The sequence below is a fragment of the Nocardioides bruguierae genome (assembly GCF_023656415.1).
Lineage (GTDB): Bacteria > Actinomycetota > Actinomycetes > Propionibacteriales > Nocardioidaceae > Nocardioides > Nocardioides bruguierae.
Window position 1 is genome coordinate 42,224 of record NZ_JAMOIL010000001.1, and the last position, 18,836, is coordinate 61,059.

Annotated in this window: 18 protein-coding genes and 1 riboswitch; of the genes, 13 read left to right on the forward strand and 5 right to left on the reverse strand. The window is 74.9% G+C overall.

Annotated elements, in window-relative coordinates; translation table 11 throughout:
* Positions 1-29 precede the first annotated feature (29 nt).
* A riboswitch (FMN riboswitch) is annotated at positions 30-159 on the forward strand.
* 122 nt (positions 160-281) lie between these two features.
* The 5 genes from ribD to ribH are packed head-to-tail and all read left to right on the forward strand — an operon-like array spanning position 282 to position 4,601.
* Complete coding sequence (gene ribD, locus M8330_RS00225; RefSeq protein ID WP_250825687.1) at positions 282-1,364, forward strand: bifunctional diaminohydroxyphosphoribosylaminopyrimidine deaminase/5-amino-6-(5-phosphoribosylamino)uracil reductase RibD; 1,083 nt, start codon at positions 282-284, stop codon at positions 1,362-1,364.
* Between the two features lie 3 nt (positions 1,365-1,367).
* On the forward strand, positions 1,368-1,991 hold the full coding sequence (locus M8330_RS00230) for a riboflavin synthase (RefSeq protein WP_250825688.1): 624 nt from the start codon (positions 1,368-1,370) through the stop codon (positions 1,989-1,991).
* Positions 1,988-2,719, forward strand: coding sequence for a nicotinamide riboside transporter PnuC (gene pnuC / locus M8330_RS00235; protein WP_372490064.1), 732 nt, complete (start codon positions 1,988-1,990; stop codon positions 2,717-2,719). The genes M8330_RS00230 and pnuC overlap by 4 nt, the downstream gene beginning before the upstream one ends.
* Positions 2,716-4,113 carry a bifunctional 3,4-dihydroxy-2-butanone-4-phosphate synthase/GTP cyclohydrolase II gene (locus tag M8330_RS00240; RefSeq protein WP_372490065.1) on the forward strand — a complete coding sequence of 466 codons (1,398 nt, stop codon included), beginning with the start codon at positions 2,716-2,718 and terminating at the stop codon, positions 4,111-4,113. The genes pnuC and M8330_RS00240 overlap by 4 nt, the downstream gene beginning before the upstream one ends.
* Entirely contained in the window at positions 4,110-4,601 is a 492-nt protein-coding gene (gene ribH, locus M8330_RS00245) for a 6,7-dimethyl-8-ribityllumazine synthase (RefSeq protein ID WP_250051788.1), read from the forward strand. The genes M8330_RS00240 and ribH overlap by 4 nt, the downstream gene beginning before the upstream one ends.
* Here ribH and M8330_RS00250 read toward each other — a convergent pair.
* The gene (locus M8330_RS00250; RefSeq protein WP_250825690.1) at positions 4,567-5,694 is read right to left on the reverse strand and encodes an ABC-2 transporter permease; all 1,128 of its coding nucleotides are present in this window, start codon (positions 5,692-5,694) and stop codon (positions 4,567-4,569) included. The two genes, ribH and M8330_RS00250, sit on opposite strands and share 35 nt — an antisense overlap.
* Positions 5,695-5,777: 83 nt before the next feature.
* Between M8330_RS00250 and M8330_RS00255 the strand changes: the two genes are divergently transcribed.
* From M8330_RS00255 to M8330_RS00265, 3 genes are all read left to right on the forward strand, one after another.
* Positions 5,778-6,380: a TetR/AcrR family transcriptional regulator gene (locus M8330_RS00255; protein ID WP_250825691.1), complete on the forward strand. Its 603-nt coding sequence runs from the start codon at positions 5,778-5,780 to the stop codon at positions 6,378-6,380.
* Between the two features lie 79 nt (positions 6,381-6,459).
* The gene (gene coaE, locus M8330_RS00260) at positions 6,460-7,065 is read left to right on the forward strand and encodes a dephospho-CoA kinase (protein WP_250825692.1); all 606 of its coding nucleotides are present in this window, start codon (positions 6,460-6,462) and stop codon (positions 7,063-7,065) included.
* On the forward strand, positions 7,062-8,504 hold the full coding sequence (locus M8330_RS00265; RefSeq protein ID WP_250825693.1) for a glycoside hydrolase family 3 N-terminal domain-containing protein: 1,443 nt from the start codon (positions 7,062-7,064) through the stop codon (positions 8,502-8,504). The genes coaE and M8330_RS00265 overlap by 4 nt, the downstream gene beginning before the upstream one ends.
* A gap of 19 nt (positions 8,505-8,523) precedes the next feature.
* Here the strand turns inward: M8330_RS00265 and M8330_RS00270 are convergent, their stop codons facing one another.
* Both M8330_RS00270 and M8330_RS00275 read right to left on the reverse strand, forming a co-directional pair.
* Positions 8,524-9,492 carry a sigma-70 family RNA polymerase sigma factor gene (locus M8330_RS00270; protein WP_250825694.1) on the reverse strand — a complete coding sequence of 323 codons (969 nt, stop codon included), beginning with the start codon at positions 9,490-9,492 and terminating at the stop codon, positions 8,524-8,526.
* A 224-nt stretch (positions 9,493-9,716) separates the two neighbouring features.
* A complete protein-coding gene (locus tag M8330_RS00275; protein WP_250825695.1) occupies positions 9,717-11,927 on the reverse strand; it encodes a S9 family peptidase in 2,211 nt (736 codons plus the stop codon).
* Positions 11,928-11,984: 57 nt separating this feature from the next.
* Between M8330_RS00275 and M8330_RS00280 the strand changes: the two genes are divergently transcribed.
* From M8330_RS00280 to M8330_RS00290, 3 genes are read left to right on the forward strand one after another with little or no spacing between them, the layout of a single operon-like run.
* Entirely contained in the window at positions 11,985-12,725 is a 741-nt protein-coding gene (locus M8330_RS00280) for a LamB/YcsF family protein (RefSeq protein ID WP_250825696.1), read from the forward strand.
* Positions 12,722-13,414: a 5-oxoprolinase subunit B family protein gene (locus tag M8330_RS00285; protein ID WP_250825697.1), complete on the forward strand. Its 693-nt coding sequence runs from the start codon at positions 12,722-12,724 to the stop codon at positions 13,412-13,414. The genes M8330_RS00280 and M8330_RS00285 overlap by 4 nt, the downstream gene beginning before the upstream one ends.
* Positions 13,411-14,256, forward strand: a complete 846-nt coding sequence (locus M8330_RS00290) for a 5-oxoprolinase subunit C family protein (RefSeq protein WP_250051807.1) — start codon at positions 13,411-13,413, stop codon at positions 14,254-14,256. The genes M8330_RS00285 and M8330_RS00290 overlap by 4 nt, the downstream gene beginning before the upstream one ends.
* An 18-nt stretch (positions 14,257-14,274) precedes the next feature.
* Here the strand turns inward: M8330_RS00290 and M8330_RS00295 are convergent, their stop codons facing one another.
* Positions 14,275-15,633: a DNA polymerase IV gene (locus M8330_RS00295; RefSeq protein ID WP_250825698.1), complete on the reverse strand. Its 1,359-nt coding sequence runs from the start codon at positions 15,631-15,633 to the stop codon at positions 14,275-14,277.
* 156 nt (positions 15,634-15,789) lie between these two features.
* Here M8330_RS00295 and M8330_RS00300 point away from each other — a divergent pair, with 156 nt between their 5' ends.
* Both M8330_RS00300 and M8330_RS00305 read left to right on the forward strand, forming a co-directional pair.
* Positions 15,790-16,779 carry a DUF4192 domain-containing protein gene (locus M8330_RS00300; RefSeq protein ID WP_250825699.1) on the forward strand — a complete coding sequence of 330 codons (990 nt, stop codon included), beginning with the start codon at positions 15,790-15,792 and terminating at the stop codon, positions 16,777-16,779.
* Between the two features lie 48 nt (positions 16,780-16,827).
* Positions 16,828-18,297, forward strand: coding sequence for a glutamate-cysteine ligase family protein (locus M8330_RS00305; RefSeq protein ID WP_250825700.1), 1,470 nt, complete (start codon positions 16,828-16,830; stop codon positions 18,295-18,297).
* Positions 18,298-18,359: 62 nt separating this feature from the next.
* Here M8330_RS00305 and M8330_RS00310 read toward each other — a convergent pair whose 3' ends face one another.
* Positions 18,360-18,836 carry a hypothetical protein gene (locus tag M8330_RS00310; RefSeq protein ID WP_250825701.1) on the reverse strand — a complete coding sequence of 159 codons (477 nt, stop codon included), beginning with the start codon at positions 18,834-18,836 and terminating at the stop codon, positions 18,360-18,362.

Here is an 18,836-nt window from a genome sequence, read left to right on the forward strand (position 1 = left end):
TGACTACGGGTGACGAGCAAGCACCACGCTCGCGTGCTCTGGGGTCGGTGAAAATCCGAGCCGGCGGTGAAAGTCCGCGACCCGGCCGCAGCCAGCGGCCGGCTGACCAGGTGGAACTCCTGGACCGACGGTGAGAGTCCGGATGGGAAGCGCACGCAGCAGTGGGAGCGGTCCGTCGACCCCCGCGCACCGTCGTGCGCGCGGAGCCGGCGCGAGCGTCCCCCTGCGTCCGAACGCGACCCCGGAGTCCCGCGGGCCCGTACCGGACGAGGACGCACCACATGAACGCGCAGGCTGCCGAGACCGAGGCGATGCGCCGCGCCCTGGCGCTGGCCGCGACCCCCGGCGTGCCGCTGGGGCCGAACCCGCGCGTAGGCTGCGTGATCCTGTCGCCCGCCGGCGAGGTGCTCGCCGAGGGTCACCACCGCGGCGCCGGCACCGCGCACGCCGAGGCCGACGCGCTGGCCCGGGCCCGCGCGGCCGGGATCGACGTCACCGGCGCCACCGCCGTGGTCACCCTCGAGCCCTGCAACCACACCGGCCGCACCGGGCCCTGCGCCCAGGCGCTGCTCGAGGCCGGTGTCGCCCGCGTCGTGCACGCCCAGGCCGACCCGAACCCGGTCGCCGCCGGGGGAGCCCGGACCCTGCGCGACGCCGGCGTCGAGGTCGAGTCCGGTCTGCTGGTCGAGGAGGCCCGGGCGCTCAACGAGGTGTGGACCTTCGCGGTCGAGCACGGTCGCCCGTTCGTCACCTGGAAGCTCGCGGCCACGATCGACGGCCGCTCGGCCGCCCCCGACGGCACCAGCCGCTGGGTCTCCAGCACCGCCAGCCGTCGCGACACCCACCGGCTGCGGGCGCTGGCCGACACGATGATGGTCGGCACCGGCACGATCCTCGACGACGACCCGCTGCTCACCGTCCGCGACGACGACGGCCACCCCCTGCCGCACCAGCCGCTGCGCGCGGTCATGGGCCTGCGCGAGGTGCCGGCGACCAAGCGCGTTCTCAACGACGACGCCGAGACGGTGCTGCTGCGCACCCGTGACCCCCACGAGGCCCTCGCCGAGCTCTACGCCCGCGACCGCCAGCACGTCTTCCTCGAGGGCGGCCCCACGCTCGCGGGCGCCTTCCTCCGCGCCGGCCTGGTGGACGAGATCGTCTGCTACACCGCGCCCTTCCTCCTCGGCGCCGGCCGCTCGGCCGTCGCCGACCTCGGCATCGGCACCATCGCCGAGGCCTACCGTCCCCGGGTCGTCGACGTCGCCGTCCTGGAACCCGTCGTCGAGGGCGAGACCCCCGACGTCCGCTTCACCCTGCGCACGGACGGCCTCGCCGCCGGCCCGCGCGCCGCAGAAGGAGAGTGAGAGATGTTCACCGGCATCGTCGAGGAGCTCGGCACCGTCGTCGACGTCACCGACGTGGGCGACGCCGCCCGCCTGACGTTCCGCGGCCCCCTCGTGCTGGAGGGCACCGGCCTGGGCGACTCCATCGCCGTCAACGGCTGCTGCCTCACCGTCGTCGAGGCGATCGCCTCCGACCCCGACGGCCCCATCGACTCCTTCACCGCCGACGTCATGGCCGAGACGCTGCACCGCACCAGCCTGGCCGGCATCGCCGCCGGGGACGCGGTCAACCTCGAGCGCGCCGTCACCGCCGAGAAGCGCCTGGGCGGACACATCGTCCAGGGCCACGTCGACGCCTACGGCGAGATCCTCGCCCGCACCCCCAGCGAGCACTGGGAGGTCGTCGAGGTCTCCCTGCCCCGCGACCTCAACCGCTACGTGGTGGAGAAGGGCTCGATCACCGTCGACGGCGTCAGCCTCACCGTCGTGGAGGTGAAGGACGACTCCTTCACCATCAGCCTCATCCCCGAGACCCTGGCCCGCACCACGCTGGGCGCCCGCGCCGTCGGCGACCGGGTCAACCTCGAGATCGACGTCATCGCCAAGCACGTCGAGAAGCTGCTCGCCCACCGCGTCGAGGGCCAGTGATGAACCCCGTCACGTGGCTGCTGGAGGGCACCATCGAGGTCGGTGGGGGCTACCTGTCGGTCCGCGAGGTCGTCGGCAACCTCTTCGGCCTGGCCAGCGCGATCCTCGGCATGCGCCGGCTCGTGTGGGCCTGGCCGGTCGGGCTCGTCGGCAACGTCCTGCTCTTCACCGTCTTCCTCGGCGGCGAGATCGGCCAGGTCACCGAGGAGCCGCTCTGGGGCCAGGCCGGCCGGCAGATCATGTTCGCCGCCGTCGGCGCCTACGGCTGGTGGAAGTGGCGGCGCTCCGCACGGGCGGACGACGGCGGTGCCGTCGCTCCGCGCTGGGCGACGGGTCGCGAGCGGGCCCTGCTGCTCGCGCTCGCGGTCGTCGGCTACGTCGTCTGCTACCTGCTGCTCGGCGTCATCGGCTCGTACTCGCCCACCACCGAGGCGTGGATCCTCGCCGGCTCCATGCTCGCCACCTACGGCATGGCCCGCGGCTGGGTGGAGTTCTGGCTCGTCTGGATCGCGGTCGACGTCGTCGGGGTGACCACGCTCGTGGACGCCGGCTACTACCCGACGGCCTTCATGTACCTGTTCTACGCCGTGTTCGTCGTGTGGGGCTTCGTGACCTGGTGGCGCGTCAGCGCCCGCGTCGCCCCCGCCACGAGCGGCGACACCCCCCAGCCCCCGCTCGAGTCCCGGCCCGACGCCGAGAACGGGCAGCACGAAGGAGTCCGCGCATGAGCGACCACGACCACCCCGACGCCCAGCACGACCAGTGGCACTCCTTCGGGGCGGACCCGAAGGACGGGCACGACGCCGACGCCCCGCACGCCAACGCCGAGCTGCGCGAGGTCCGCCTCGACACGGTCGAGCGCGCCGTCGCCGACATCGCCGCCGGCAAGGCCGTGGTCGTCGTGGACGACACCGACCGCGAGAACGAGGGCGACATCATCTTCGCCGCCTCGAAGGCGACCCCGGAGCTGATGGCCTTCACCATCCGGCACTCCAGCGGCGTGATCTGCGTGCCGATGTCGGGCAAGCGGCTCGACGAGCTCGAGATCCCCCTGATGACCCCGCACAACCGGGACGCCTACCGCACCGCCTACACGATCTCCGTGGACTCCCGCGACGGCGTGACCACCGGCATCTCCGCCGCCGACCGGGCCAAGACCGCCCGCGTGCTGGCCGACTCCGCGACCGAGCCGTGGGAGCTGACCCGCCCCGGCCACGTCTTCCCGCTGCGCTACCGCGAGGGCGGGGTGCTGGCCCGTCGCGGCCACACCGAGGCCGCGGTCGACCTCTCCCGGATGGCCGGCCTCGGCGAGGTCGGCGTGCTGGTCGAGCTGACCAACGACGACGGCACCATGAAGCGGGCCCCCGAGCTGCGGGCCTTCGCCGACGAGCACGACCTCGCGCTCATCTCGATCGAGGACCTCGTGGCCTACCGTCGCCGCACCGAGGTGCTGGCCGAGCGACAGGCCGAGACCCGGCTCCCGACCCGCTACGGCGACTTCACCGCCGTCGGCTACCGGATGAACGTCGACGGCTCCGAGCACGTGGCGCTCGTCTACGGCGACCTCGACGACCTCGCCTCGGGCGAGCCGGTGCTCACCCGTGTGCACTCCGAGTGCCTGACCGGCGACGTCTTCGGCTCCGCCCGCTGCGACTGCGGCCCCCAGCTGGAGGAGTCGCTGCAGCGCGTGGCCCGCGAGGGCCGCGGCATCGTCATCTACCTGCGCGGCCACGAGGGCCGCGGCATCGGGCTGCTCGCCAAGCTCCAGGCCTACGAGCTCCAGGACGGCGGCCGCGACACCGTCGACGCGAACCTCGACCTGGGCCTGCCCGCCGACGCACGTCACTACGGTGCTGCGCGGCAGGTGCTCGGCGACCTGGGCATCGAGCGGGTGCGCCTGATGACCAACAACCCCGACAAGGTGGCGAACCTCGTCGAGTACGGCATCGACGTCGTCGAGCGGGTCTCGCTGGCCACCCACCCCAACGACCACAACCTGGCCTACCTGCTCACCAAGCGGGACCGCATGGGCCACGTCCTGCCCGACCTGGACGACGAGACCACCAGCACCACGACCCCGACCTCCACCCCGACCTCCACCCCGAACGGAGCACACGCATGAGCGGACACGGAGCCCCCTCGACCGAGCCCATGGACTGCAGCGACCTCAAGGTCGCCGTGGTCGCCGCCTCCTGGCACACCCAGGTGATGGACGGCCTCCTCGCCGGCGCCCAGCGCGCGCTGGACGCCTACCGGGTGACCGACGCCCCCGTCGTCCGGGTGCCCGGCACCTTCGAGCTGCCCGTGGTCTGCTCGGCGCTCGCCGCGCAGGGCTACGACGCGGTCGTCGCCCTCGGCGTCGTCGTCCGCGGTGGCACCCCGCACTTCGACTACGTGTGCAACGCCGCCACCGACGGCCTCACCCGGGTCGCGCTCGACCACACGACCGCGGTCGGCTTCGGCGTGCTCACCTGCGACGACGACGCGCAGGCCTTCGACCGTGCCGGGCTGGAGGGCTCCAAGGAGGACAAGGGCTGGGAGGCCACCTCCGCGGCCCTCGAGACCGCCCGCACCCTCAAGCTCGTGCAGCGGGGAGCGGTGCAGGGCTGAGGGGAGCCGCGTCCGTGGTGGGCCGGCCGACGGGCCGGCGCACCAGCAGCACGGAACCGACCGCCCCGACGACGAGCCAGCCGGCGAGCACCAGGAGGCCCCAGCCGCCTCCGGTGCCGCCGAGCGGGCCGTCGAAGTAGACCGTGTCCCGCACCAGGGTCGTCGTGGCGCCGTTGGGCAGCCAGGGCCCGAGGACGCGGAAGAACGCCGGCAGCAGCGGCTGCTGGTAGGCGCCGCCCGCGCTGGGGTTGCCCAGGATGACGAACAGGGCGATCGCGGCGCCGATGCCGAGCGTGCCCAGCAGGGCCTGGAGCGTGAGCGTCACCGCGGCCACCGCCAGCACCGTCAGGCTGCCGACCAGGCCCAGGGGCAGCAGGTGCCCCGACCACACGCCCAGCGCGTCGGTGACCACCCAGGAGCCCCCGAAGCCGCCCAGCAGCGCGTAGGGCACCAGCACGGCCAGCCGCACGAGCGCGTGCCGGCGTCCTCGGGCCCGGGAGCCGTCGGCGATGCCGACGAGGCTCGCCACCAGGTAGCCGCCCACCACCCAGCCCAGGGCCAGGTAGAAGCCGGAGAGCCCCCGTGCGTCCCCGTCCGAGACCGGGACGACGTCGCTGACCGTCACGGTGCGACCCTGGTCGGCCTCGACCGCCGTCACGACCTGCTCCACGGCGCTCGCCAACGACGTGCCGCCACCGGAGGCGATGACGAGCAGGTCGGAGTCGGCGTCGGGCCGCAGCACCAGCGCCGCGGTGACCGTGCCGTCGGTGACGTCCTCGCGGGCCTGGGCCGCCGTGTCCGCGGTCGCGGCCGCCAGCGGCTCGCCCTCCAGCCCGTCGAGCGCCTCGGCGACCTGGCTGCTGCCGGTGCCGGCGACCTCGATCGTGACCGCGTGCGGGGTCGGGTCGTGGAAGGCCCCCACGTACCCGGCCACGAAGCCGAGCTGGAGCACCAGCGCCCCCAGCACCAGCAGCACCGTGCGGCGGGAGAGCCAGGGGGAGTGGCCGGCCGGGTGCCCGGTGCCGGTGCCGGTGGTGGTGTCGGGTTCGGTCTCGGGTTCGGTCTCAGGTTCGGTCTCAGGCGGCGTCGTCATGCCTCCACGTTACGATGCAGAATGCATTCAATACAAAGTGCATCGAGTGTGCTGTTGGCCATGCCCGGAGGCAGGATGCCGTCATGACCGCCGCCCCGCGCCGCCGCGAGCAGACACGTGCCCGGCTGGTGGAGGCCGCCTCGGACCTGGTCGACGAGACGGGGTCGGTCTCCTGGGGCGTGCAGGACGTCTGCCGCCGCGCGGGGTTCACCCGTGGCGCGTTCTACTCGAACTTCTCCGACCTCGAGGAGCTGCTCGTCGCCGTGTGGGGCGAGCGGGCCGAGGCGCTGGTGACCCACCTGGAGGCGGAGGTCGCCGGCAGGGTCGCCGCAGGCCCGCTCGACCTCGAGCGAGCCGTGGCCGACGTCGTCGCCGTGCTGCCGCTGCGGCCGGCCTACGCGGTGGCCCGCATGTCGCTCCTGGCCAGCGCCGCCACGTCCGACGCGGCGCGCGAGGTGGTCGCGGAGCACCAGCGGGTGCTGCGCGCCCGGCTCGGCCCCCTGCTGGTGGCCGCCGTCGAGGGTGCCGGCCGTCGACCCACCGTGGAGGCGGGCGAGCTCGCGGACCTGCTGATGGCCGCCGTCGACGGTGCCCTGCTGCAGGCCGGCGTGGACGGGCGCGAGCCCTCCGCCGCCGTCCTGGCGCCCGCGCGGGTCGTGCTGCTGGGCGCCTCCGTTCCCGTCTGACCCCCGCAGGGCGTCCGCCCACCCCTGTGGGCGCGCTGTCGGCTGGGTCGGGGCGGGTCGCCGACCTAGCATGTGCCGCATGCGGGTGGGCCTGACCGGAGGAGTGGCCTCGGGCAAGAGCACCGTCGCGGCGCTGCTGGCCGAGGCCGGTGCGGTGATCGTCGACGCCGACCGCCTGGCCCGCGAGGTCGTCGAGCCGGGCACCCCCGGGCTCGAGGCGGTCGTCGCGTCGTTCGGCGCCGGCGTCCTCGCCGAGGACGGCGGCCTCGACCGCCCCGCGCTGGGACGCCTCGTCTTCGGCGACCCCGACGCCCGCGCCCGCCTGGAGGCGATCATCCACCCGCTCGTCCGCGCCCGGGGCGCGGAGCTGGAGGAGGCGGCCCGGGCCGAGCACGGCCCCGACGCCCTGGTGGTCCACGACATCCCGCTGCTGGCCGAGACCGGCCGCGCGGGGGAGTTCGACGCCGTCCTCGTCGTCGACGCGCCTGACGACGTCCGCATCGAGCGGATGGTCTCCACCCGTGGCTGGACCCCGGAGGAGGCCGCCGCCCGCATCGCCGCGCAGGCCACGCGCGAGGCGCGTCTGGCCGTCGCCACGCACGTCGTGGAGAACACCGGCACCCGCGAGGACCTGCGCGAGCGCGTCGCCGCGGTGCTGGCCCGGCTGCAGGAGGACGCCCGGTGAACGGCCCCGAGGGGGAGCGCCCCGTGGACCGGACGCCGCACCGCCACCGCGGCCTGCGCCCGCGCCGCAGCCGCCGTGGCGTCGTGCTGGGCGGCCTGGGGCTGCTCGGCGCCGGCGCGCTGGGTTCCGCGGCTGCCTGGGCCGGCACCCGGTTGACGGGAAGTGGCGGGGACGTCGCCTCGGAGGCGACCGGGTCGCCGGTGGCCCGGCGCAGCAGCGGGCCCAGTGGGACGGACGAGCCCGAGACCAGCACCGACACCGGTATCGACACCGGCGACACCGCCGCGGACGCCGACACCCCCACGTCGTGGGGCCCCACCCTGGGCGAGGTCGAGCAGGCCCGTGCCCTGGTGGCGGAGATGTCCGCGGCCGCGCTGGCCGGGCAGGTGATCGTGGGCCGCTTCGCCTCGCCCGACCCGACGGTGCCCGCTGCGCTCGTGCGCGACCTCGGTCTGGCCGGGGTCTGCGTCACCCCCGACAGCGTCACCGACGGCGAGCAGGTGCGGGCGCTGACCGCGGCGGTCGAGGCCGCCGTCCGCGAGACCCGCCCCGACGTGCCCGCCGTCATCGGCGTGGACGAGGAGGGCGGCAGCGTCTCCCACCTCTCCGGGGTCGCCACCACCTTCCCGGCCTTCGCCACCGCCGGCGTGGCCGTCACCGCGTCGGGCGGGGCGGGTCGCCGCGCGGTGCGCGAGGCCGCTCGCTGGACCGGCACCGAGCTCCGCGGCCTGGGCTTCACCTGGGTCTTCGCCCCGGTCGCCGACGTCACCGTGGGCGCCGCGGACGTCACCATCGGCACGCGCTCGCCGTCCTCGGACCCCGAGGTGGCCGCGACCGCGGTGACCTCCGCCGTCCGCGGCTACGAGCGGGCCGGCATCGTCAGCACCCCCAAGCACTTCCCGGGGCACGGCTCGGCGACCGTCGACTCCCACGAGAGCCTGCCGGTGATCACGTCCTCGCTGGAGGACCTTCGCGCCCGCGACCTGGTGCCGTTCGAGGCCGCCGTGGCGGCCGGGGCGCCGGCCATCATGGTCGGGCACCTCGACGTCACGGCGCTCGAGACCGAGGGGCTCCCCACGAGCCTGGCGCCGGAGGCCTACGCCTACCTGCGCGAGGAGCTCGGCTTCGAGGGCGTGGCGATCACCGACTCCCTCGGGATGGGCGCGGTGATGGCGACCCCCGGGTCGGCGGTGAAGGCGCTGGCTGCCGGCGCCGACCTGCTGCTGATGCCGGCGGACACCACCGCCACGCACGACAACCTGCGGCGGGCCATCCTCGACGGCCGGGTCCCGCGGGAGCGGGCCGAGGAGGCGGCGACGCGGGTGGTGGCGCTCCAGCTGTGGCAGGCGCGGGCGGCCGCGGCCACCCCGGTGCCCGAGGACGTGACGGTCCGGACGCAGCAGGCCGCCGCGGATCTCTCCACGGCGGCCTACGGCTGAGGCTGGTCCGGCCGGCGGCTCAGGCGGCCCCGGCAGCCAGGTCCGGGTCGGCGAAGCGGCGCAGCTTCTGCAGCGCCTCCCGCTCCAGCTGGCGCACCCGCTCGGCGGAGATGCCGTGCTTGGCGCCGATGTCGGCCAGCTTGTGCTGACGGCCGTCGGCGAGGCCGTAGCGGGCGCGGATGATGTCGGCGGCGCGCGTGTCGAGCTGCTCGACGAGCGTGTTCAGCCGGTCGCGGGACTCGATGTCGAGCACCGTCAGGTCCGGGCCGGGCGTGGTCTCCTGCGCCATCAGGTCGCCGAGGCTGGTGTCGCCGTCCTCGTCCACCGGGGTGTCGAGGGAGACGTGCTCCCGACCCCAGGAGAGCAGGTCGATGACGCGCTCCACGTCCATGTCGAGCTCGGCGGCGATCTCCTCGGGCTCCGGGTCGCGGCCGAGCTGACGCTCCAGGGTGCGGCGTGCGCCGCCGACCTGGTTGAGCTCCTCGACCACGTGGACGGGCAGCCGGACGACGCGGGCCTGCTGGGCGATGCCGCGCGTGATGGCCTGGCGGACCCACCAGGTGGCGTAGGTGGAGAACTTGTAGCCCTTGGAGTAGTCGAACTTCTCCACGGCGCGGATGAGGCCGGTGTTGCCCTCCTGGATGAGGTCGAGCATTGGCATCTGCGCCCGGCCGTACTTGCGGGCGATGGAGACCACCAGCCGCAGGTTCGCGGTGATGAACTCCTGGACGGCCCTCTCGCCCTCCTCGGCGAGCCACTCCAGCTCCTCGCGGGTGGCGCGGCCGGGGGCACCACCCTTGGCCCGGCCGACGCGGCCGGTGTCGAGCAGGTGCTGGGCGTAGAGACCGGCCTCGATCGCCTGGGACAGCTCGACCTCTCGGGCAGCGTCGAGCAGGGGGTTGCGGGCGATCTCATCCAGGTACAGGCCGACGCTGTCCCGGCCCTCGATCTCGCGCGTGGTGCTGCGGTTGGCGGTGCTGGTGGCCATGAACCCTCCTCTGCGCGTGGACGATCGGGGACGTCCACACTGATCCAACGACCCTGGGGTTGCCCGGATTCCCACCGGCCAACCCACCCTTGCGGTGGGCCCTTCACCTCCAGCGACGAACGGAAGGGCCCACGAGTTGCACCGCAAGACAACTCTCAGTGTCTTCTCAGCACCTCACCTGGGCAGAGGTGTCCCAGGTCACATCCCGGTGCTGCCGGGCAGGCTCAGCGCGGGTCGATGCCGGCGAGGCCCATCCGGTCCAGCATCCACGCGAGGGCGAACGCGCGGTCCTTCCACGCCTTGTACCGGCCGGAGACGCCACCGTGGCCGCCGGACATCTCGGTGCGCAGGAGCACCTCGGGGCGCCGGTCGGGCACCGAGGCGCGCAGGCGGGCCACCCACTTCGTGGGCTCCACGTAGAGCACGCGGGTGTCGTTGACGCTGGTCTCGGCGAGGATCGGCGGGTACGGCCCCGAGGTGACGTTGTCGTACGGCGCGTAGGAGGCGATGTAGTCGTAGACCTCGGCGTCGGCCTCGGGGTTGCCCCACTCGTCGTACTCGGTGACGGTCAGCGGCAGCGTCGCGTCCAGCATGGTCGTGAGGTTGTCGACGAACGGGACGCCGGCGACGATCCCCGCGAACATCTCCGGTGCCTGGGTCGCGACCGCACCCATCAGCAGCCCGCCGGCGCTCGCGCCCTCGGCGACCAGCGTCTCCGGGCTGGACCAGCCGGCCTCCACGAGGTGCCGCGCGCAGGCGACGAAGTCGGTGAAGGTGTTCTGCTTGTGAGCCATCTTGCCGTCGTCGTACCAGTGGCGACCCATCTCGCCGCCGCCGCGGACGTGCGCGATGGCGAAGGCCGCGCCCCTGTCCAGCAGTGAGAGCCGGGCGATGGAGAAGTAGGGGTCGATGGACGCCTCGTAGGAGCCGTAGCCGTAGAGCAGCGTCGGCACCGGGCCGTCGGCGTTCGCGCCCGTGCGCGCCACGAGCGAGATCGGCACCCGCGTCCCGTCGGGGGACGTCGCCCAGAGCCGGTGCTCCTCGTAGTCGTCCGGGTCGTAGCCGCCCAGCACCGGGGTGCGGCGCCGCGGGGTGAGCGTGCGGCTGCGCACGTCGTAGTCGTAGATGCTCGCCGGGTGCGCCATCGAGGTGTAGCCCAGGCGCAGCACCGGCTGGTCGAAGACGGGGTTGCCCGAGGCACCGACCGTGTAGACCTCGGCGTCGAAGTGGACGAGGTAGTCGTCGCTGATGCCGTTCTCGTCCAGGTCCAGGACGCGCAGCTGGGTCAGGCCGTCGCTGCGCTGGTGGACGACCAGGTGGCCGGCGAACGCGTCGACGTCCTCCAGCCGGGTGCTGGCGTCGTGCGGGATGAGGGCCGTCCAGCCCTCGCGAGGCGTCGGCGCGGCGGGCGTGCGGGCCAGCTCGTAGTCCGGGCCGGTGGCGTTGTGCAGCACCAGGAAGCAGTCCTCGCCGCCGATCACGGCGTGCTCGAGGTTGTAGTCGACGCCCTCGGTGCGCGCGCAGAACAGCTGCCACCCGGCGTCCTCGTCCTCGGCGTCGAGGAAGCGGTACTCCGAGGTGGTCTTCGAGCCCGCGGCGAGCACGAGGAAGCGGTCGGAGCGCGAGCGGCCCACCCCGACGAAGAAGCGCTCGTCGGTCTCGTGGTGCACCAGGTCGTCGGTGTCCTGGCTCGTGCCCAGGGTGTGGCGCCAGACCTTGTCGGCGCGCCAGGACTCGTCGACGGTCGTGTAGTAGAGGTGGGTGCCGGAGCGGTCCCACGTGCCGCCGCCCAGCGCCCCCTCGATGACGTCCTCGAGGATCTCGCCGGTCGCCAGGACCTTCACCCGGATCGTGTAGCGCTCGTCGCCGACGGTGTCGACGGCCCAGGCCAGGTAGGTGCCGTCCGGGCTGATCGCGGCGCCGCCCAGGGAGAAGAACTCGTGGCCCTCGGCCAGGGCGTCGAGGTCGAGCAGGACCTCCTCGCCGGGCAGCGCGGGCTGGCCGTGGGCGGCGTCCTCGGCCGGGGTCGGGGGCGTCCAGTCGTCGGGGTCCGTCACCGGCACCCGGCAGGTGGCGCCGTACTCGCGGCCCTCGAAGGAGCGCGAGTAGTACCAGTGGCCTCGGTTGCGGGTGGGCACCGACAGGTCGGTCTCGCGGGTGCGGGTGCGGATCTCCTCGAACAGGCTCTCGCGCAGGTCCGCCAGGTGTGCGGTGCTCGCCTGGGTCCACGCGTTCTCGGCGGCCAGGTAGCCGGTCACCTCGTCGCTGTCCTTGGCCCGTAGCCACTCGTACTCGTCGGTGCGCACGCGCCCGTGGATCTCGCGGGTGGTGGTGCGGGTGGCGGCCAGCGGGGGCTCGCTCGGCTGCACGGCGGGGATCTGGGCGGGGACCTGCTCGGGCTGCTGGTCGGGCAGGGGGGAGGAGTCGGTCGCCATGTCCGCGAGCCTAGGTGGTGCCACCACCGCCCCTGTGGTTGCCCTACCGTGCGGAACATGGCCGTCACCGACCTGTCCGGACCGGACCTCTCCACCGCGCGGAGCACGGTGGACCTCAACGCCGACCTGGGCGAGGAGGTCACCGACGACGAGGCGCTGCTGACGGTCGTGACCAGCGCCAACGTGGCCTGCGGGTTCCACGCCGGGTCACCGGCGATCATGCGGGCGGTCTGCGAGGGCGCGGTGGCCCGCGGGGTCTCGATCGGGGCCCAGGTCTCCTACGCCGACCGCGAGGGGTTCGGACGTCGGCCGCTCGACGTGCCGCACCGCGTGCTGCGCGCCCAGGTGGCCGAGCAGGCCGGCCTGCTGGCGGACCTCGCCCGCGCCGCCGGGGGAGCGGTGGCCTACCTCAAGCCCCACGGTGCGCTCTACCACCGCACGCGCACCGACCACGAGCAGGCGGACGCGGTGTGGGCCGGCTGGGTCGACGCGGGGCTGGGCGCCCTGCCCGTCCTCGGGATGCCCGGTGCGCTGCTCACCCTCGCCGCGAGCACCGGGCGCGGGGTGCGGCACGAGGGCTTCCCGGACCGCGCCTACACCCCCGACGGCGCGCTCGTCGACCGCTCCCTGCCCGGCGCGGTGATCACCGACGGCCCCGAGATCGCCTCGCGCGCGCTCGTCCTGGCGCCGACCGTCGACTCGCTGTGCCTGCACGGCGACCACCCCGGCGCGGTCGAGCACGCCCGCGAGGTGCGCGCAGCGCTCGAGGCCGCCGGCTGGCGGCTGGCGGGCCTGTGACCGCCGGCCGCGTCCCCGGGCTCGCGCCCGCGTTCCTCCCCGCGGGCCCCACCGCGCTGCTGGTCGACCTGCCCGGCGCGGCGGCCGGGGAGGCGGCCTCGTTGGCCGCCCACGTGCGTGCCGGTTCGGTCGCCGCCGGGCTGAGCCTGCTCGACGTCGTGCCCGGCGCCGCCACCGTGCTGCTCGACGGGCTCGACCTGCCGGCGGAGCTGGGGGCGGTCCGAGCCCTGGTCGCCTCCTGGTCGCCCTCCCGGCACGGGGACGTGGCGCCGGGCCGCCTGGTGGAGGTGCCCGTCGTGTACGACGGCGAGGACCTCGCGGACGTGGCCGGCGCCTGGGGCTGCAGCGTCGAGGAGGTCGTGGCCCGCCACACCGGGGCCGAGCTCGTCAGCGCCTTCTGCGGGTTCGCCCCCGGCTTCGCCTACCTCACCGGCCTCGGGTCCGCCGACCCGCGGCGCCCGGGGGAGACCACCTGGCCCTGGTCGGTGCCGCGCCGTGCCTCCCCGCGTCCCCGGGTGCCGGCGGGCTCGGTCGCGCTCGCGGGTGGCTGGTGCGGGGTCTACCCGACCGCGTCGCCGGGCGGCTGGCAGCTGATCGGCCGCACCGACCTGGACCTGTGGGACGTCGCGGCCGACCAGCCCGCGCTGCTGGCCCCGGGCACGCGCGTCCGGTTCGTGGCGGTGCGATGAGCGGCCTCCTGGTGGAGCGGGTCGGCGGCCCCGTCCTCGTGGTGGACGACGGGCGTCCCGGCTGGGCGCACCTGGGGGTGCCGCGCTCCGGGCCCGCCGACCCGGCCGCCGCCGACCTGGCCCGTCGTCTCGTCGGCGCACCCGGCTCGGCCCTGCTCGAGGTCGTCCTGGGCGGGCTGGCCCTGCGCCTGCGCGGCCCCGGCCGCTGGGTGGCCCTCACCGGTGCTCCCGCCCCTCTGCTCGTCGACGGACGTGCCCGACCGGTCGCCGAGCCCGTGTGGGCCGCGCCCGGGGCGCGGATCACGCTCGGGCACCCACCCACCGGACTGCGGTCGTGGCTGGCGCTGGGCGGCGGGGTGGACGTCCCCGCGGTCCTGGGGTCACGGTCCGGGGACACGCTCTCGGGCCTCGGCCCGCGGCCGCTCGAGGTCGGGCAGGAGGTCGCGCTCCTCGAGGACGCCGGCCGGCCCGCGCCCCTGGACGTGCCCCCACCGGCGGGCAGCGGGCCACTGCGGCTGCACCCGGGCCCTCGGCCCGACTGGCGTGGCCCCGACCCTCGAGCGCACCTGGCACGGTGCGCGTGGGAGGTGGCCGCCGACTCCGACCGGGTCGGGGTGCGGCTGGCCGGCCCGGCGCTCCCGCTCACGCGCACCGGCGAGCTGGCCAGCGAGGCCGTGGTGCTGGGGGCGGTGCAGGTGCCGCCGTCGGGGACGCCCGTCGTCTTCGGGCCCGACCACCCCACCACCGGTGGCTACCCGGTGGTCGCGGTCGTGGACCCCCGCGACCTGCCTCGCCTGCTGCAGGCCAGGCCGGGGGAGCAGGTCCGCTTCCGCCGGGCCTGATGCCTCACACCTGGTGCCTCAGGCCAGCGGGTCGTCGTCCTCCGGCACCTCGGGGGTCCACAGGCGCAGGTCCGGGTCCTCCAGCGAGAAGGAGCGCACCGGACCGGCGGGGGACTCGCGGGTCTCGAACCTGACGGTGACCACGCCGCGTCCGGCCCCCCACACCCAGCCGCGACCGTGCTCGACGTGCTCGACGTCCACCCCCGGGGCGAACGCGGAGCCCTGGCGGGCACGGGGTGGCTCGGGGAGGTCCTCGGCCTCGTCGTCCTCGGGCTCCTCGAGGCTGGAGAACAGGTCCTCCTGCACCCAGTCGGCCAGGCCGGAGACGCCGACGCCGAGGAGGCGCACGCCCCCGCGCAGCTGGACGCCGACGTCCGGGCCCGCGGCCAGCTCGGCGAGCAGCGCTCGGGCCAGGCGCGCGACGACGCCCGGGTCGTCGGTGGGCGAGGAGAGGGTGCTGGAGCGGGAGACGGTGGTGAAGTCGTGCAGCCGCACCTTGATGCTCACCGTGCGGCCCGAGGCTCCGGACTCCCGCAGCCGGCGGGCGACGTCGGCGGCCTGCCGGGTCAGCACCGCCTCCATCACGCGCACGTCGGAGAGGTCGCTGTCGTAGGTCGCCTCGACACTGACGGACTTGGCTTCCCGCTCCGGCACCACCGGCCGGTCGTCACGGGCCCGGGCCAGCAGGTGCAGGCTGCCGCCGTGCGCCTTGCCGAGCAGGGAGACCAGCTCCTCCAGGGGCACCCGCTCCAGGTCGGCCACCGTGGTCACCCCGGCGCGGCGCAGCCGCTCGGCCGTGGCGGGCCCGACGCCCGGGATGACGGTGACGGCCATCGGGCGCAGCAGCTCGGTCTCGGTGCCGGGCGGCACGACCACCAGGCCGTCGGGCTTGTCGAGGTCGCTGGCGACCTTGGCGAGGAACTTGCTGCTGGCCAGGCCCACCGAGGAGGTCAGCCCGTCGGTGGCCTCGGCGACCCGGTGCCGCAGGCGGTCGGCCACGCCGGTCACGGTGTCGACCTCCAGGTCGGGCAGGTCCGCCGCGGCCAGGTCGACGAACGCCTCGTCCAGCGAGAGCGGCTCCACCAGCGGGCTCACCTCGCGCAGCGCGGCCATGACCTGGCGGCTGGCCTCGCGGTAGGCCCCGAAGCGCCCGGTGAGGAAGGCCGCGTGGGGGCACCGGCTGCGCGCCTCCCGCGTCGACATGGCCGACCGGACCCCGTACCGGCGGGCCTCGTAGGAGGCGGTGGCGACGACGCCGCGGCCGCCCACGCCGCCCACGACGACGGGCTTGCCTCGCAGCGACGGCTTGTCCCGCTGCTCGACCGAGGCGAAGAACGCATCCAGGTCGAGGTGGAGGACGGAGGCGTGGGCGCGCACGGCGCGAGAACCTACTCCCCGGTGCCGACAGCCGACCCATCCTCACCCTCGGGTACCCGCGCCACCCGGCGTCCACAGGCACCGGCCGCGACGACCTCCTCCACAGCCCCGGGAACCAGCGCCCCGCGGGCAGCTCGGTGGGCCGAGGGTCGAGTCATGACACCTGCACCCCGCACCTCCGTCCCCCACCCCGGCCGACCGGCCCGCTACACCGCCCGCAGCCCCGAGGACCTCGTCGCCCTCGTGCCGGTGGTGCTCGGGTTCGAGCCCTCCGAGTCGGTCACGATGCTCACCTTCGGCGCGACCCGTCAGTTCCACGCGCGGGTCGACCTGCCGCCCGTGGACGACCGCGGGGGCCACGCCCTCGCCGAGGTCGTCGACTCCCTGCTCGAGCCGTCGCTGCGCCACGGCGTGCGTCGGGTCGTCCTCGTGCTCCACGCCCGCCGACGACGTCAGGCCCGCCGCACCGCGGAGGCCCTGGAGCGTGCCTTCACCGCCGCCGGGATCGAGGTCGTGGAGGCGCTGCGGGTCGACGGCGGCGCCTGGTGGCCCGCCGCGGGGCCCGGCGCCACCGGCGAAGGCACGCCCCTGCCGGACGGCCCGCACCCCTTCGCCGTGCGCAGCGTGGTGGAGGGGCGCGTCACGCACGGCTCGCGCGAGGACCTCGCGGCCACCCTCGCCCGGGACGAGGAGGCGACCGGCGCGGTGGAGCGGGCGCTCGAGCCCGCACCAGGGTCCGCGTACGGGGCGGTCGCTCGCAGCGCGGCGGCGGTCACGGACCTGCTGGACCGCCGCGTGCCGGGCAGCGCGGCCGCCTCCGACGCCGAGGTGGCCGGTCTCCTGCTGGCGCTCGAGGACGTCGACGCCCGGGACGCGGCCTGGATGCACATGCGTCGCGACACCGCCCCCGACCACGTCGGGTTCTGGACCGACGTGGTGCGGCGGGCGCCCGAGCCGCACGTGGCCGATGCGGCGGCGATGCTCGGGTTCGCGGCCTGGCTGGCCGGGCACGGGGCACTGGCCTGGTGCGCGCTGGACCGCTGTCTGGAGGTCGAGCCCGACCACCCGATGGCGGTGCAGGTCTCGTTCCTCCTCGAGCACGCCGTGCCCCCGCACGACTGGGACCGGGTCAGCCGGGCCGGCTGAGTCGTCCTCCCGGGCGGGTGAGGAGCCGCACATCTAGGATCTCCGTCCATGGGCGAGGAGGTCGACGACCAGCAGTTCACCCGGGCCGACCGCACGGCGCACCGCGCCAAGGTGCGGCGCTGCCTGGACGTGCTGGCGAGGATGCTGCACGAGTCGGTCTTCGACACCGACGACCCGATGACGGGCCTGGAGCTGGAGCTCAACCTGGTCGACGCCGACGGGCGGCCGTCGCTGCACAACGAGGAGACCCTGGCCGACCTCGACGACGAGGACTTCACCACGGAGCTCGGGCGCTTCAACCTCGAGATCAACGTGCCTCCGGGCAGGTTGCGCGACGGCGGCCTGCGCGCCCTGGAGGAGGGCCTGCGGGAGCGGGTCGAGCGGGCGGACGACGCGGCCGGACGTCGCGGGGACCGGATCGCCCTGGTCGGCATCCTGCCCACGCTCACGCCCCGGCACCTCGAGCCCGACATGATCACCGCGAACCCGCGGTACCGGCTGCTCTCGGACCAGATCCTCGACGCCCGCGGCGAGGACATCACGATCGACATCGAGGGCACCGAGCGGCTGCAGACCTCGACGGACACGATCATGCCGGAGGCCGCCTGCACCTCGACCCAGTTCCACGTGCAGACCACCCCCTCACGCTTCGCCGCGGTCTGGAACGCCTCGCAGGCCATCGCCGGCGTCCAGCTGGCCGTCGGTGCCAACGCGCCGTACCTGCTGGGCCACGAGCTGTGGCGCGAGAGCCGCATCCCGCTGTTCGAGCAGGCCACCGACACCCGCTCGGCCGAGCTCAAGGCTCAGGGCGTGCGACCACGCGTGTGGTTCGGCGAGCGGTGGATCACCTCGGTCTTCGACCTCTTCGAGGAGAACGTCCGCTACTTCCCGGCCTTGCTCCCCGTCGTCGAGGACGAGGACCCCGTGGCCGTGCTCGAGGCCGGCGGCACGCCGAGCCTGGCCGAGCTGCGGCTGCACAACGGCACCGTCTACCGGTGGAACCGCCCGGTCTACGACGTGGTGGACGACGTGCCGCACCTGCGAGTGGAGAACCGGGTGCTGGCCGCCGGCCCGACCGTCGTCGACACCGTGGCCAACGCCGCCTTCTACTTCGGCCTGGTGCGCGCACTGGCGTCCTCGCCCCGTCCGCTCTGGTCGCAGATGTCCTTCTCCGCGGCCGAGGAGAACTTCCGCATCGGTGCCCGCGACGGGATCGACGCGCAGGTCTACTGGCCGGGGGTCGGGCAGGTGGCGGCCACCGAGCTGGTGCTGCGACGTCTGCTGCCTCTGGCGCACGAGGGGCTGGCCTCGTGGGGCGTCGACCCCGCGGAGCGCGACCGGCTGCTCGGCATCATCGAGCAGCGCTGCCTGCTGGGCACCAACGGCGCCGAGTGGTTCGTGGGCCGGGTCCGTTCGCACTCCGACCTGGGGCGTGAGGAGGCGCTGCGCGTCGTGCTGGGGGAGTACCTCGAGCACCAGCGCTCGGGCGAGCCGGTCCACACCTGGTCCCAACGGTGACCAGCCGTGACCGGCAGTGGCACCCGGCAGTGAAACCCGGCAGTGAAACCCGGCGCTGACGTCTAGCGTCGGCGCATCCGCTTCCACCGCCGCGTCGTGCCGCTGCGCGGGTCCCACCAGCCGCTGCGGGTGACGACCACGAACACCAGGCCCGAGCCCAGCTCGGCGGCCGCGGCGCGTGCGGCCGACAACCAGGCGGCATCCGCGTCCTGCAGGTCCAGGGGCCCGGTGCGGGTCAGCCAGACCAGCGGCCGCGCACCGAGGTCCTGCCACGCGGCCAGGAGCAGCGTGACGAGCAGGTCGGTGCGCAGGGCGGCGTCGAGGTCGGTGCGGTCGGCCGCCAGCACGCGGACCCTGCCGCCGGGCAGCCCGACGTGCAGCCGCGCCGGCGGACGGCGGCGGCGCTCACCGGTGGCCAGGTCGTAGACGGCTCGTCGGAGCGCGGCGGTGGTGGCGGCGGACGGGCAGGACGGCAGGCCGCCGCCGTCCCCACCCAGGTCTCCCGCGGCGAGGGGGACGTCGGGCGGGGAGAGGGGCAC